Genomic DNA, 12,571 nt, shown 5'->3' on the forward strand with positions numbered 1-12,571 from the left:
ACTTTCCGGTGCCGGGAGTCACCGTTTCGCTGTCATTGCGCTTTCACGGCTGTCAGCAGGGCGTAGCCGAGGACGCGATCGGCGACGGCGGCGCGGGCGGCGGCCAGCACCGCCGGGGAGCGGTGGAAGTCCACGCCGAGGGCCTCGGCCTGTGCTCGTGCGGTCATCCGCACGAGGGTGAGGCGGGCCTCGATTTGATCGATCATGGCCGCCATCGCGTCGTCGCGGCGTTCGGTGTGGGTGACTGTCAGCCCTGCGTCGCTCAGCAGGGCGGCGTACCCGTCGAGGGGGCGGGCGTCGGCGATACAGGCGATCCACGCCCCCAGCCCGACCAACTCAGACGGGAGTCGCTCGGAAGCGACGGTGACGTCGGTGATGCCGAGCCGGCCACCGGGGCGCAGCACCCGGGCAAGCTCGGCGGCGGCGGTGGGCTTGTCGGGAAAGGTGCAGAAGGCGCACTCGCACACCACCGCGTCGACCGACTGCGCGTCGACGGGTAGCCGTTCGGCGTCGCCGGTCTCGAACCGGATGCGGTCGACGAGGCCAGCGGCCTGCGCCTTGTCGGTGGCGAGGGCGACGTTGGCGTCGGACAGGTCTACGCCCGTGACGTCGACCTGGTATTCGGTAGCGAGCGTCAGAGCGGTGGTCCCCCGGCCACTGGCCACATCGAGAACGATCTCCCCGGTACGCAGGTCCAGCCGGTCGGCTAGCCGGCGGGTGAGGGCGAGGCCACCAGGGTGGTAGGAGTCGCCGAGTAGCAGGGCCACCACGTCGGAGCCGTAGGTGGCGGCGCAGCAGGCCTTGGCCTCAGCGGCCGCGGGCGGCTGGATCGGGACGCTCATCGGATCCCTCGGCCCACGTTGGTGCGGTCCGGCGCGATGCGGTGTTCGCCGTCCGCGCGGCGCCCCGCTCCGCTCCCGGCGATCTTCGAACCGTATGGCGAGTCGATGAGGATCGGCTGCAGCGGCCGGGCGTTGGGCACGACGTCGGCCACCGTTACGCCGGACATCTGTTCGCGGACCTGTTCGCGGTAGCCGACGGAGTTGTAGGCGCAGAAGGGTATCAACCTGCCGTCCGGGGTGATCTCCTCGACGCAGCACTTCATCAACTGCTTGACGTTGAGGGTGTACGGATCCTGGAAATCCTGAATGACGATCATGAAGGCGCGGTCGGTGAGGTTCGCGACCGCCTCGGGCAGGTTGATGCCGCAAGCGTCGGCGCAGTCCAAAGCCGCGGCGGTCTGAGCAAGGCGGTCGCGCGTGGTGTCGGTGCCCATGAACGCCGACGCCGACCACAGCTTTGCCAGCGCCTCCCGTATGCCGTAGTCCGGCACGACCCGGTTGGATACGTAGTCGAGGTAGTCCTCGACGTTGAGCAGCCTCGGGATCGGTACCACGGCGAAGTCCGGCGTACCGGGGGCGCCTTCGGTGAGCAGGTAGGTGATGGAGCGGCAGGTCGGGAAGCAGCACGGCACCGGGAAGAAGTCCTTGGCCTGGAACCAGTCGGGCAACTGCTGCGCGATGAGGTGGATGATGTCGGAGTTGGTCAGCCGGGTCAGCGGGTCGAAGGTGACGTGCCGGCCGGAGTGGGTGACCGGCTGGAACGAGACGCTGCGCACCGCCGGGTGGGCCAGGCCGTACCTGATGATGGCGCCGAGTTCGTGTTCGTTGAGGCCGCGTTCGACCGCAGCGACGAGGGTGACGGTGAGCCCGACGTCGGCACAGTTGTCCAGGGCCTGCTGCTTGATGGCGCGTAGGTCCCGGCCGCGGATCTCTCGGTGGGTGCGCTCGTCGAACCCGTCGAACTGCAGATAGATGTTGACCGGCCGGCCGGGCCGGTTGCGTTCCCCCAGCGCGGCCAGAAATCTCCGGTCGGAGGCGAGGCGGATGCCGTTGGTGTTGAGGTTGACCGCCTTGATCGGGCGGGCCTGGGCGGCGTCGATGAAGTCGAGGATCTGCTTGTGGATCGTGGGCTCGCCGCCGGAGAACATCACCACCTCGGCCTCGCCTTCGCTTTCCACGAAGACGTCGAGCATCCGCTCGCACTGCTGCAGATTGATCGAGTAGCCGTCGGGCTGGTGGCCGGAGTCGGCGAAGCAGATCGGGCAGTCCAGGTTGCAGCCGGTGTTGACCTCGATGATGCCCAGGCAGGCGTGCTGCTTGTGCTCCGGACACAGGCCGCAGTCCGAGGGGCAGCCGTCGCGGACCTCGGTCTGGAAGGTCAGCGGGATCGTGCCGGGCTTGTTGAACCGGGCGCTGTCGAGATACATCTGTGCGTCGCCGTACACCAACGCCTCGAACGGGCCGTGCTCCGGGCAGCGCTTACGCAGGTACACCTTGTCGTCGCGGAGGTTGACCTGGCCATCGACGACGATCTTGCACACCGGGCAGATCGACTTGGTGTACTCAATGAACACCTCGTCCCGGTCCCGCTTCACCGCCGATGAGACGGAAGGAACGGGGAGGGGTTCAACAGCGGCCATGACTGCTCCTCGCGGCGTGCCTGCCATTGTCGCCAGCCCACTCTGCCTCTTTGCCGGCCCGTCAACCGGTCACACTGCCATGCCGCGACAGCCGTACGTGCCAAACCGAGCGGACTCACACGAACAGCGAAGAGCAGCCCGCGCGGCGCGGATGCCAATCACCCTGCAGATGCCGAACCACGTCTGGGGGAAACCGGCAAACTGCCTGACCACCGTCGACGCCTGGCACTGCGATCAGCGCGGTGGCCACCAGAACGAGGTGGACCAGCGTCTCGATGAACCAGAACTGCGCCCTCCGGCTGGTCGAGCAGTTCGGCGTAGATCCGGCAGAGCTGGTCAGTGCCGGTGCCGGCGGGTCGGTGGCGGCGCGGCGACGGCGCGTGCCGCCACCAGGTCGGGCTTTGCCGTTGGCCAGCCGGGGCAGGTCGGCCGGCAAGTGGGCGCGGACCACGCGGGTCGGCAGCCCGGCCGCGTCGGCGGCCGGCCGCCGCACCCGCTCGGGGTGGTGGCCGCCGGTCGGGGCCACCACCACCTCGCGGTCCGCGCCGAAGCTGTTCCTCGATGCCGCACGGGTCGACCCGCAGGCCGAAGAGCTTCATGAACCCGCGACCGGGCCGACGATCTCAGAGAGGCCGTCCGGCTCGCCGCGCGATCTCGGCGATTAGGTGCGGCAGCACCCCGGCGACGGACCGGTTCGCCCGGACTTGGACGAGGCGTGCGACCGGGAACGGGTGTCCCGAGGATCTCCAGGCCCAAGCCCCCGTTACGGGGTGATGGCGTGGCTGTGCGGGCCGCTGTGGTCGGGCAGGTCGCGGTCGGTGTGGTCGGCGTGGAACAGGGCCTCGGCGAGCAGGGCCCGGACGTGGGTGTCGGCGGCGGAGTAGTGCACGAAGGTGCCCTCGCGTCGCCCGCGGACGAGGCCGGCGAGGCGGAGCTTGGCGAGGTGTTGGCTGACGGCGGTGGGGGCGGCGCCGACGATCTCGGCGAGGCAGGCGACGGATGACTCGCCCTGCAGCAGGGCCCAAAGGATTTTGATGCGGGTGGGGTCGGCGAGCAGCCGGAAGCCTTCGGCGGCGAGGTGGACCTGCTCGTCGTTGGGCATCTGGAAGTCCGGCAGCGAGGTATGCACCCGCTCATGGTAGCGGAGGCTGCGCACTCAGCTACCTACCTGACCAGCTACCTGCATGGCTATGCAGGTAGTGTCGCTTGTCGTGACCACGACGACGACTTCACCCCGCCCGGCCGCCACCGCGCCGATGCCGGCACCCCGGCGGTTGGTTGCCCGGGCATGGGCACTGAGCGAGGTGCGCTGGGCGGCTGTGGCCACCGGGCTGTTCGCCGCCGGCGGGATGGCGCAACTGCTGGGCGCGCCGGCGCCGGTGTGGTGGGCGCTGTATCTGGCCTGCTACGCCGCCGGCGGCTGGGAGCCGGCCCTGGCCGGGCTACGGGCGCTGCGCGAGCGGACCCTGGATGTGGACCTGCTGATGATCGTGGCCGCGCTCGGCGCGGCGGGCATCGGGCAGGTGTTCGACGGGGCACTGCTGATCGTCATCTTCGCGACCTCCGGCGCGTTGGAGGCCTTCGCCACCGCCCGCACCGCCGACTCCGTGCGGGCACTGCTGGACGTGGCTCCGGAGCAGGCGACCCGCCTGAACGCCGACAGCGGCGAGACGGTGGTGAACACCGTCGATCTGCGGGTCGGTGACCTGGTGCGGGTGCGCCCGGGTGAGCGGATCGGCGCCGACGCGGTCGTCGTCGAGGGCGCCAGCGAGGTGGATCAGGCCACCATCACCGGCGAGCCGCTGCCAGTGGCCAAGTCGGCCGGTGACGAGGTGTTCGCCGGCACGCTAAACGGCACCGGCACGCTGGTCGCGCGGGTGCACCGCGAAGCCGGCGAGTCGGTGATCGCCCGCATCGTCGCCCTCGTGGAGCAGGCCTCGGCAACCAAGGCCAAAACGCAGCTGTTCATCGAAAAGGTCGAGCAGCGGTACTCGATCGCGGTGGTGGCGGCCACCCTGGCACTGTTCGCCATTCCCCTGGCCTTCGGCGCCGACCTGCAGTCGACGTTGTTGCGGGCGATGACGTTCATGATCGTGGCCTCGCCGTGCGCGGTGGTCCTCGCGACGATGCCGCCGCTGCTGTCCGCGATCGCTCTCGCCGGTCGTCACGGGGTGCTGGTCAAGTCCGCCGTGGTCATGGAGCAACTCGCCGACACCGACCTGGTGGCGTTCGACAAGACCGGCACCCTCACCGAAGGCCACCCCCGCGTCGTCGACATCCATCCCATCGGCGACGCGCACACCGACGAGGTCCTGCGGCTGGCCGCCGGGGCCGAACACGCCAGCGAACACCCAATCGGCGCCGCGGTCCTCGCGGCCGCCCAGGACCGCGGGCTGCCGATTCCGGCAGCGAATGACTTCACCTCCGTACCCGGACGGGGCGTGCGAACCGTGGTCGACGGCCGCCGCGTGGCCGTGGGCGCACCCGCGCTGCTCGACGAACTCACGCCCACCGCCGATGACACGGCCCTCACCCAGGCCCGGACCGTGGCCGCTGACGCACAGGCCGCCGGACGGACCGCCGTGGTAGTGCTCGTCGACGGGACGCCCGCCGGGGTGCTCGCCCTCGCCGACCGCATCCGCGCCGACGCCCCCGCCACCGTCACCGCCCTGACCCGCCTCACCGGAGCCAGGCCGATGCTGCTCACCGGCGACAACCCCGGCGCCGCCGGGCACCTCGCCGCGGAGGCCGGCATCACCGACGTGCACGCCGGGCTGCTGCCGCAGGACAAGGTCGACCGGGTACGCGCCGTACAGGCCGACGGCCGTCGGGTGCTGCTGGTCGGCGACGGCGTCAACGACGCCCCCGCACTCGCCGCCGCGAACCTCGGCGTCGCCATGGGCCGCGGCGGCTCCGACCTCGCCCTGCACAGCGCCGACGCCGTCCTCGTCCGCGACGACCTGCCCACCCTGCCTGCGGCCATCGCCCTGTCCCGACGCGCCCGCCGCCTCGTCAAGGCGAACCTGATCATCGCCGCCACCTTCATCACCGTGCTGGTCTGCTGGGACCTGTTCGGCCACCTCCCCCTCCCCCTGGGTGTAGCCGGGCACGAGGGCTCCACCGTCATCGTCGGCCTCAACGGCCTACGCCTGCTCGCGTCCTCCGCCTGGCGGCGTGCCCAAGCCGAAGGGGCGTCGTGAGTCGCGGCGCCCGCGACATCGGATCGGCCGGTTGCACAGTCACGGTGTGTCGGGGCTGCTGCTGCGGCACCGCCGCCGGGTTCGACCACGCCAGGCAGCTGGCTCAACTACGTCGCTCATATACGGCCCGGTGCTTCCCCGGAACCTTGTAGTCGTAGACCACAGACAAGCCCTGCTCGGTGGCACCGCCCGGAAACATTCGCGAAGCCCAGAGCGAGCCAGACGTTGTGGTCACACACCGCTGCCTACACCATCGCCCAGGACCTGCCCGAGCGTAGTTGGCAGATGTCCGGCCGTCACCACAGTTCGGCCCCGGCAAGTCCCATGCGAGCCTCCGCGATGACACCAGCCCACGGCAACTACACGCCCGCCAAACGCATCAAGATCGTCAACGTTCCACACTCCGACCCGGTGCTATACGGTCGGAGGGTGAGAACCGAGCGTCACTGGTGGAACGGCGACCGCACTGTGCGAGGGCGCCGCGACGTGTACATCCGCACCGACGGCGAGTCGTGGGAGGTCGAGGCCCGAGCCGGCGGCGGCGCCGGCCGGTCGAAGATCCACCAATGCCCGGGCCAGAAGTCGGCGGAGATCCTCGCCGGAGCATGGATGGACGGACAGAGCCGATGGCAGCTCATGGCACCCTGACCGGCCGGCGGCGATCCTCCGCTCACGACCTGTCAACAGCCGGCGGCACCCGGTGCGGGTTCGAGTAGACTGACAGCGCGGCCGGCCCTCATGGCAGGCCGGGTTCGATGCCCCACGCCACGCGCCGCGACCGAAACGGTCAGCGCCGGGCGGGGACGTCCCTTCGACGTTCGGAGCCTTCATGGCGGCACGCCGCCCGCGCCAGACCATCTCGTCCACCTGCCTGACCTTCGCCGACCTCGGCGTGCCCGACGCGCTCAACCGCGTGCTGGCCGCGGCCGGGGTGGAACGGCCGTTCCCGATCCAGGCCGCGACCCTGCCCGACGCGCTCGCCGGGCGGGACGTGCTCGGCCGGGGCCGCACCGGTTCGGGTAAGACTTATGCCTTCGTACTGGCGGTGCTGACCCGTTTGGCCGCCACCTCCGCGCCCCGGCGGGCCGGGCGCCCCCGGGCGCTGATCCTCGCGCCCACCCGTGAACTGGCCACCCAGATCGACAGCGTGATGGCGCCGCTGGCGCAGGCACTGTCGCTGCGCACGATGGCCATCTTCGGTGGCGTCGCCGCCCGACCTCAGATCGCCGGGCTGCGCGCCGGGGTCGACGTCCTGGTGGCCTGCCCGGGCCGGCTCGCCGATCACATCGAGGCCGGCAACGCGCACCTGGACGCCGTCGAGGTCACTGTGCTCGACGAGGCCGATCACATGGCCGACCTCGGCTTCCTGCCCACCGTACGCAAGCTGCTGGAGCATACTCCGCGCGACGGGCAGCGGCTGCTGTTCTCCGCCACCCTGGACGCCGGCGTCGACGTCCTCGTGCGGCGGTTCCTCACCGATCCGGTCGTGCACAGCGTTGACTCGACGCTGTCGCCGGTCGCCGCGATGACGCACCACGTCCTGCACGTCCACGCCGACGACCGGTTCGCCGTGCTGCTCGAGCTGACCGCCGCGCCGGGCCGGGCCGTGGTGTTCACGCGTACCAAGCAGGGCGCGAAGAGGCTCACCCGCCGGCTGGTCGCGGCCGGTGTGACCGCTGTCGAACTGCATGGCAACCTCGCCCAGGGCGCGCGCACCAGGAACCTGCGGGCGTTCTCCGATGGTGAGGTGCACACGCTGGTCGCCACTGACATCGCCGCCCGGGGCATCCACATCGACGAAGTGGCGCTGGTTGTGCACGCCGACCCGCCGGTTGAGCACAAGGCCTACCTGCACCGCTCGGGCCGTACCGCCCGGGCGGGCGCGGCCGGGACCGTCGTCACGCTGATGACCGACGGGCAGGTGCCCGAGGTGCGGGAACTGACCCGCAAGGCGGGCATCGCGGCCACCACCACCCGGCTGCGCCCGGGTGACGCGCTGCTGGGCCAGCTCGCCCCAGGGGAGCGGACGCTGGTCCCCCAGCCGGTACCGCAGTCCGCCGGCTCTCGGCACGAGGCGCAGCCCACCCACGGCGGCCGGGGCCGGCGCGGCGGCAAGCCAGCATCGGCCGCATCGACACGGTCCGCACCGGCGCGATCCGGTGCGGCGGCCTTCTCCGCCCGGGCCCGGCCCGGCGCTCGCCGCGGTAGGCGCTGACCCCTACCCGACGAGGCCGAGCACCGAGACCTCGGTGAGTTCGGCGTCCTCGGCGGCACCCAGGCCGCGTACCCGGTAGCTGGTCAGTACCTTCAGCCAATCCTCGGGCAGGTGCCTGCGGCCGGGATCACCGACGAGGACGCACGCGCCGCGGTCGGCGGCGCGGCGTAGGAACCCCAGCATCCGCGCGGCCAGTTCGGGGTCGTAGAAGGCGTCGCCGGCGAGGATCACGTCGGCGGCGCCGCCGTCGCCGTCGAGCAGATCGCCCTCGTTCACCGCCACGCTGACCGCGTTGGCCGTGGCGTTCATCGCGACGGCCGCCAGCGCGTACGGGTCGATGTCGTTGGCGGTCACCTCGGCGGCGCCGGCCTTGGCTGCGGCGATGGCGACCAGACCGGAGCCGGACGCCACGTCGATCACCCGCCGGCCGGCCACCACCTGCGGATGGTCCAGGACGCACCGGGCGAGGGCCTGGCCACCGGCCCAGGCGTTCGCCCAGAACGGCGTGAGCCCCGGCCCGGCCTGCGCCTCCAACCTGGCCCGCAACACGATCGCGTCATCGGCCAGGTGCAGGCGGATCTCCGGTACGAACGGAAGATGCGTCAGGCGCAGTCCGTCGAACCCGTCGGAGCGGAACGCGGCGAACGGCTCGAGCAGCACACCGGTCGGCGTAGGCTCATGCTCCGTTCATGGACGGTCTCCTGTCAGGGCGACCGGTTTCAGGCGCCCGCCGGGCAGGGAGTACGCCCGACCCGGTGCAGGTGGCGCAGCACTTGGGCGTACGACTCGAACAGGCCGGTCTGACAGTACGTGAGGCCGTGCCGGCGGCAGAACGACTCGACGATCGTCTGCGCGCGGCGCAGGTTCGACCGGGGCATGCTGGGGAACAGGTGGTGCTCGATCTGGTAGTTCAGGCCGCCGAGCACGAAGTCGGTCAGCCAGTGGCTGCGCACGTTCCGCGAAGTGAGCACCTGGCGGCGCAGGAAGTCGGTGCGGTCACCGGCGGCGAGGATCAGCATGCCCTTGTGGTTCGGCGCGAAGCTGCACCCGAGGTACAGCCCGAACAGGCCCTGCTGGACGAGGATGAACACGACCGCACGGACCGGCGAAAGTATCAGGAATACCGCGCCGAGGTAACCGATGACGTGGCTGGCGAGCAGGACCGACTCCCACGCGCGGGGGCGTCCGCCGCGGCGCAGCAGGGCGCGCACGCTGTTCACGTGCAGGCTGAGGCCCTCCAGCAGAAGCAGCGGGAAGAAGAAGAATGCTTGGTAGCGGTACGCAAACGCGGCAATGCGCCCCCGGTTGCCGGCTTGGCGGGAGGTGAACGCGAGCGCGGCGATCCTGAGGTCCGGATCGGCGTCGTCGGTGTTCGGGTGGGCGTGGTGCCGGTTGTGTTTGTCCACCCACCAGCCGTAGCTCAGCCCGATGGCCAGGTTGCCGTGCAGCAGCCCGAGCACGTAGTTCGCCCGCCGGGACGCGAAGATCTGCTGGTGTCCGGCGTCGTGGCCGAGGAACCCGAGTTGAGTGAAGACGAACGCGAGGAAGCCCGCGACGATCAATACCCACCACGAGTCCCCGATGAACCCAAAGGCCGTCCAGCCGGCCGCGAACAGCAGACCGGTGATGACGATCTTCCAGACGTAGTACCCGGTACGGCGCTCCAGCAGTCCGGCGTCACGGATCTGGCGCAGCAGATGCGCGTACGGGCTTCCGGTGCCGGCTCGCGGCGACGCTGTGGACATGGGTACCTCCTCGCGCGGGTCCTACGCCGACGCCGGCCGCGTGCCCACCACCGGGGCGCGCGGCCGGCGGTGCCTCAGATGGCGCGGATGTTCGCGGCCTGCGGGCCCTTGGCGCCCTGCGTGATGTCGAACTCGACCCGCTGGTTCTCATCGAGGCTGCGGAAGCCGTTCGAGGCGATCGCCGAGAAGTGGGCGAACAGGTCCGCGCCGCCCCCGTCGGGGGTAATGAACCCGAAACCCTTGTCCGCGTTGAACCACTTCACAGTACCGACAGCCATGTCTTCTCCTTGGAAGGCTGGATTGGGACCCACACCGTGTAGGCCCCGACGTCGCGGTGTTGATCGCCCACATCCGGAGATGACCGGAGAACACCAAGCGCGGAGGGATCCGACACCCACCATGCGCCGGCAAATATTCGGAAAACAACTGCAACGGGACACACCGTACCACGATCGGATAGGGCGCAAGTCGGAGTACGGAAGCTGCTTCCTATCCGCGGCACCTACGCTAGCCCTATAGCCTGTCGCTGACTTGTCCTCGTCGTCGCCGTCCACGACACCGCATCGTCCTGGCGATCGTCGACATCGGCGCCGCGGCGCTCGTCGCCGCCGTCGTGATTGCGTCGCTGACCCGCCACAACACCGACGTGCGCTGGTCGACATACATTCTCGGGCTACCGTGCATCGTCGACGGATTGGAACCGCCGTCCGCGAGCCCAAACGCACGGCGGCGTTGCTTCGCTCGCCGCTGGCGTGGCGCTGCTGGCCGTGCTCGCGCCTCAGCTGGGAGGGCGTGCGGTGACGCTGTGGCGACACGCCACCACGGCTTCCGCTGCTTCGCGCGACGGCAGCCCTCAGGCAGTTCGTCGCGCAGCCACAATGAGGTGATGCCTCCGCCAGACGCTAGAGAAACGCCTTCCCCCTACTGCCAGAGATATTCCTGGCCATATGCGAGCCGGGCAAGCAAAGCCAGGGGCCACATGAATGTGCTGCGTGTCGTCTCGTGGCTGGGTTTATGTAGCGCTGGCTCTGTTGTTGTGGCCCGGCTGGGAATGGTGGTGAGGCGGTAGGGGTAGGCGGCTGGTGTTCCGGGCTGCACCTGGCGCGGAGCCGAGGAGAGGAGCACGCGATGACGGCGATCAACCAGAGCAGACCGCCGGGCGGCACCACTGAGCAGGCCCGCCGGGCGGCGTCCGAGGTGGGCCAGCAGACGGCGCAGGCGGGTGGCCAGGTCGGTCACGCTGCCGCCGAGCAGGGCCGGCAGGTGGCCGCGCAGGCGCGGCAGGAGGCGCGGCACCTGACTGGGGAGGCCACCTCGCAGCTGCACGACCAGGCCCGAACGCAGCAGCATCGGGCCGCGGAGGGGTTGCGCGGTCTCGGCCGCGAGCTCGGCTCGATGGTCGACCGCGGCGGGGACAGCGGGATGGCCGGCCAGGCTGTCCGCCGGGCGGCGACGGTCGCGGACCGGGCCGCTGGATGGCTGGACGAGCGTGAACCCGGCGAGGTGCTGGATGACGTGCGCGGGTACGCCCGCCAGCACCCGGGCATGTTCCTCGCCGGCGCGGCGGTGGCCGGAGTGCTGGTCGGCCGGCTCACCCGAAACCTGACCTCCGGGAACGGGAAGCGTTCGAGCGAACAGAGGGGGCAGACCTCGCAGTCGGGCCAGCCGCAGGAGCGGGCAGTCGAGGCGCCGTACGGCGAGGACGCCTACGCGGGGGCGACGCGGGCGCAGAGCGGGCCGCCGGCAGGCCGGCGGGACGAGCCGGACATCCCCGGTGGGATGGCACCGTGAGCGCCCCGGAGAAGGAGCGCACCCAGTCGGTCGGCGAGCTGCTGGGTGACGTGACCCGTGACGTGTCGACGCTGTTCCGCCAGGAGGTCGAACTGGCCAAGGCGGAACTGCGCGAGGAGGCGAGCCAGGCAGGCAAGGCCGGCGGCATGTTCGGTGGTGCCGCCCTGGCCGGTTTCCTGACCGTGCTGTTCGTCTCGTACGCGGCCTGGTGGGGCCTGTCCAACGTGATGGACCAGAGCTGGGCCGCGCTCATCGTGGCGGGGGTGTGGGCCGTCATCGCTGCCGTCCTCCTCGCCATCGGGCGGACGAAGCTGCGGCAGCTGCGCGCGGTGCTGCCCCGCACGCAACAGACCGCACGGCAGATGCCGGACGCCCTGCGCGGCCGGTGAACGAGCCGGAAGGGAGCATGACCATGTCGAATGATCCGGACCGGATCCGACAGCAGATCGAGCAAACCCGCAGCGAGTTGGTCATTGACGTCGACGCACTGACCTATAGGGTCGACCCACGGCGGATCGCCGGCGACCGCGTCGGCCAAGCGCGCGGCGCGCTCACCCGGGTCAAGGGAAAGGTGATGGGCACACCGACGGACGGGCACCGCCCCGGCCAGCAGATGTCGGCCGCCGCCGGGTCGATGCGCAACCAGGCCCGCGAACTCGGGCAGCAGTCCCGGCAACAGGCTCAGGGCAATCCGCTGGCGGTGGGTCTGATCGCCTTCGGCGCCGGGCTGCTGGTCTCCGCGCTGATCCCGCCGAGCCGCTCCGAGCGGCAGTGGGCCGGGCAGGCCAAGGGCATGGCCCGCCAGCACTCGGACGAGCTGCGCGCGCAGGCCAGCCAGGTCGGCCACCAGATGCGGGACAACCTGCGCGAGCCCGCGAAGCACGCAGCCCAGTCGGTCGGGTCCGCCGCTGTACACGGCGCGTCCGCCGTGCGGGGCCAGGCCCAGTCCGCTGCCCAACAGGTACAGGGGCAGGCACAGGAAACCGCGGGTGAGCTTCGGCAGGGTTAGCCGGGTGTTGGGTGTGATCGGGGCGGGCTTCGCTGATGCGGGGTCCGCCCCGCAACGCCCTTCTACAGGCCGTAGGCAGCAGGAGGAGGGAGAGCGGAGGGGGCTCCCCGGCCGCCGAAGGTGGCACGA

General features: G+C 70.8%; 13 protein-coding genes. 6 read left to right on the forward strand and 7 right to left on the reverse strand.

Annotated elements, in window-relative coordinates:
- Window positions 1-32: 32 nt before the first annotated feature.
- The 4 genes from ACFYM6_RS21460 to ACFYM6_RS21475 all read right to left on the reverse strand — a co-directional run bounded on the left by ACFYM6_RS21460 (window position 33) and on the right by ACFYM6_RS21475 (window position 3,584).
- Entirely contained in the window at window positions 33-842 is an 810-nt protein-coding gene (locus tag ACFYM6_RS21460; RefSeq protein ID WP_387277965.1) for an SAM-dependent methyltransferase, read from the reverse strand.
- Window positions 839-2,437, reverse strand: coding sequence for a radical SAM protein (locus ACFYM6_RS21465; protein ID WP_387278128.1), 1,599 nt, complete (start codon window positions 2,435-2,437; stop codon window positions 839-841). Before ACFYM6_RS21465 ends, ACFYM6_RS21460 begins: the two co-directional genes overlap by 4 nt.
- 160 nt (window positions 2,438-2,597) lie before the next feature.
- Entirely contained in the window at window positions 2,598-3,014 is a 417-nt protein-coding gene (locus ACFYM6_RS21470; protein ID WP_387277967.1) for a hypothetical protein, read from the reverse strand.
- A gap of 231 nt (window positions 3,015-3,245) precedes the next feature.
- Window positions 3,246-3,584 carry an ArsR/SmtB family transcription factor gene (locus ACFYM6_RS21475; RefSeq protein ID WP_387278130.1) on the reverse strand — a complete coding sequence of 113 codons (339 nt, stop codon included), beginning with the start codon at window positions 3,582-3,584 and terminating at the stop codon, window positions 3,246-3,248.
- A gap of 109 nt (window positions 3,585-3,693) precedes the next feature.
- Here ACFYM6_RS21475 and ACFYM6_RS21480 point away from each other — a divergent pair, with 109 nt between their 5' ends.
- The 3 genes from ACFYM6_RS21480 to ACFYM6_RS21490 all read left to right on the forward strand — a co-directional run bounded on the left by ACFYM6_RS21480 (window position 3,694) and on the right by ACFYM6_RS21490 (window position 7,897).
- Entirely contained in the window at window positions 3,694-5,682 is a 1,989-nt protein-coding gene (locus ACFYM6_RS21480; RefSeq protein WP_387277969.1) for a heavy metal translocating P-type ATPase, read from the forward strand.
- A 429-nt stretch (window positions 5,683-6,111) separates the two neighbouring features.
- Complete coding sequence (locus ACFYM6_RS21485) at window positions 6,112-6,330, forward strand: hypothetical protein (protein WP_387277971.1); 219 nt, start codon at window positions 6,112-6,114, stop codon at window positions 6,328-6,330.
- A gap of 181 nt (window positions 6,331-6,511) precedes the next feature.
- Window positions 6,512-7,897 (forward strand): DEAD/DEAH box helicase, encoded by a 1,386-nt coding sequence (locus tag ACFYM6_RS21490; protein WP_387277973.1) that lies wholly within the window; start codon window positions 6,512-6,514, stop codon window positions 7,895-7,897.
- A 3-nt stretch (window positions 7,898-7,900) separates the two neighbouring features.
- Here ACFYM6_RS21490 and ACFYM6_RS21495 read toward each other — a convergent pair whose 3' ends face one another.
- The 3 genes from ACFYM6_RS21495 to ACFYM6_RS21505 all read right to left on the reverse strand — a co-directional run bounded on the left by ACFYM6_RS21495 (window position 7,901) and on the right by ACFYM6_RS21505 (window position 9,920).
- Complete coding sequence (locus tag ACFYM6_RS21495; protein WP_387277975.1) at window positions 7,901-8,557, reverse strand: class I SAM-dependent methyltransferase; 657 nt, start codon at window positions 8,555-8,557, stop codon at window positions 7,901-7,903.
- Between the two features lie 59 nt (window positions 8,558-8,616).
- On the reverse strand, window positions 8,617-9,642 hold the full coding sequence (locus ACFYM6_RS21500; RefSeq protein ID WP_387277977.1) for a fatty acid desaturase family protein: 1,026 nt from the start codon (window positions 9,640-9,642) through the stop codon (window positions 8,617-8,619).
- Window positions 9,643-9,716: 74 nt separating this feature from the next.
- Window positions 9,717-9,920, reverse strand: a complete 204-nt coding sequence (locus ACFYM6_RS21505) for a cold-shock protein (protein WP_073838824.1) — start codon at window positions 9,918-9,920, stop codon at window positions 9,717-9,719.
- Window positions 9,921-10,770: 850 nt separating this feature from the next.
- Between ACFYM6_RS21505 and ACFYM6_RS21510 the strand changes: the two genes are divergently transcribed.
- The 3 genes from ACFYM6_RS21510 to ACFYM6_RS21520 are packed head-to-tail and all read left to right on the forward strand — an operon-like array spanning window position 10,771 to window position 12,442.
- Entirely contained in the window at window positions 10,771-11,433 is a 663-nt protein-coding gene (locus tag ACFYM6_RS21510) for a hypothetical protein (RefSeq protein ID WP_387277979.1), read from the forward strand.
- Window positions 11,430-11,822 carry a phage holin family protein gene (locus tag ACFYM6_RS21515; protein WP_387277981.1) on the forward strand — a complete coding sequence of 131 codons (393 nt, stop codon included), beginning with the start codon at window positions 11,430-11,432 and terminating at the stop codon, window positions 11,820-11,822. The genes ACFYM6_RS21510 and ACFYM6_RS21515 overlap by 4 nt, the downstream gene beginning before the upstream one ends.
- A 23-nt stretch (window positions 11,823-11,845) precedes the next feature.
- The gene (locus ACFYM6_RS21520) at window positions 11,846-12,442 is read left to right on the forward strand and encodes a DUF3618 domain-containing protein (protein ID WP_387277983.1); all 597 of its coding nucleotides are present in this window, start codon (window positions 11,846-11,848) and stop codon (window positions 12,440-12,442) included.
- Window positions 12,443-12,571: the final 129 nt, after the last annotated feature.

It is taken from the genome of Micromonospora sp. NPDC006431 (genome assembly GCF_042870725.1).
Taxonomy (GTDB): domain Bacteria; phylum Actinomycetota; class Actinomycetes; order Mycobacteriales; family Micromonosporaceae; genus Micromonospora.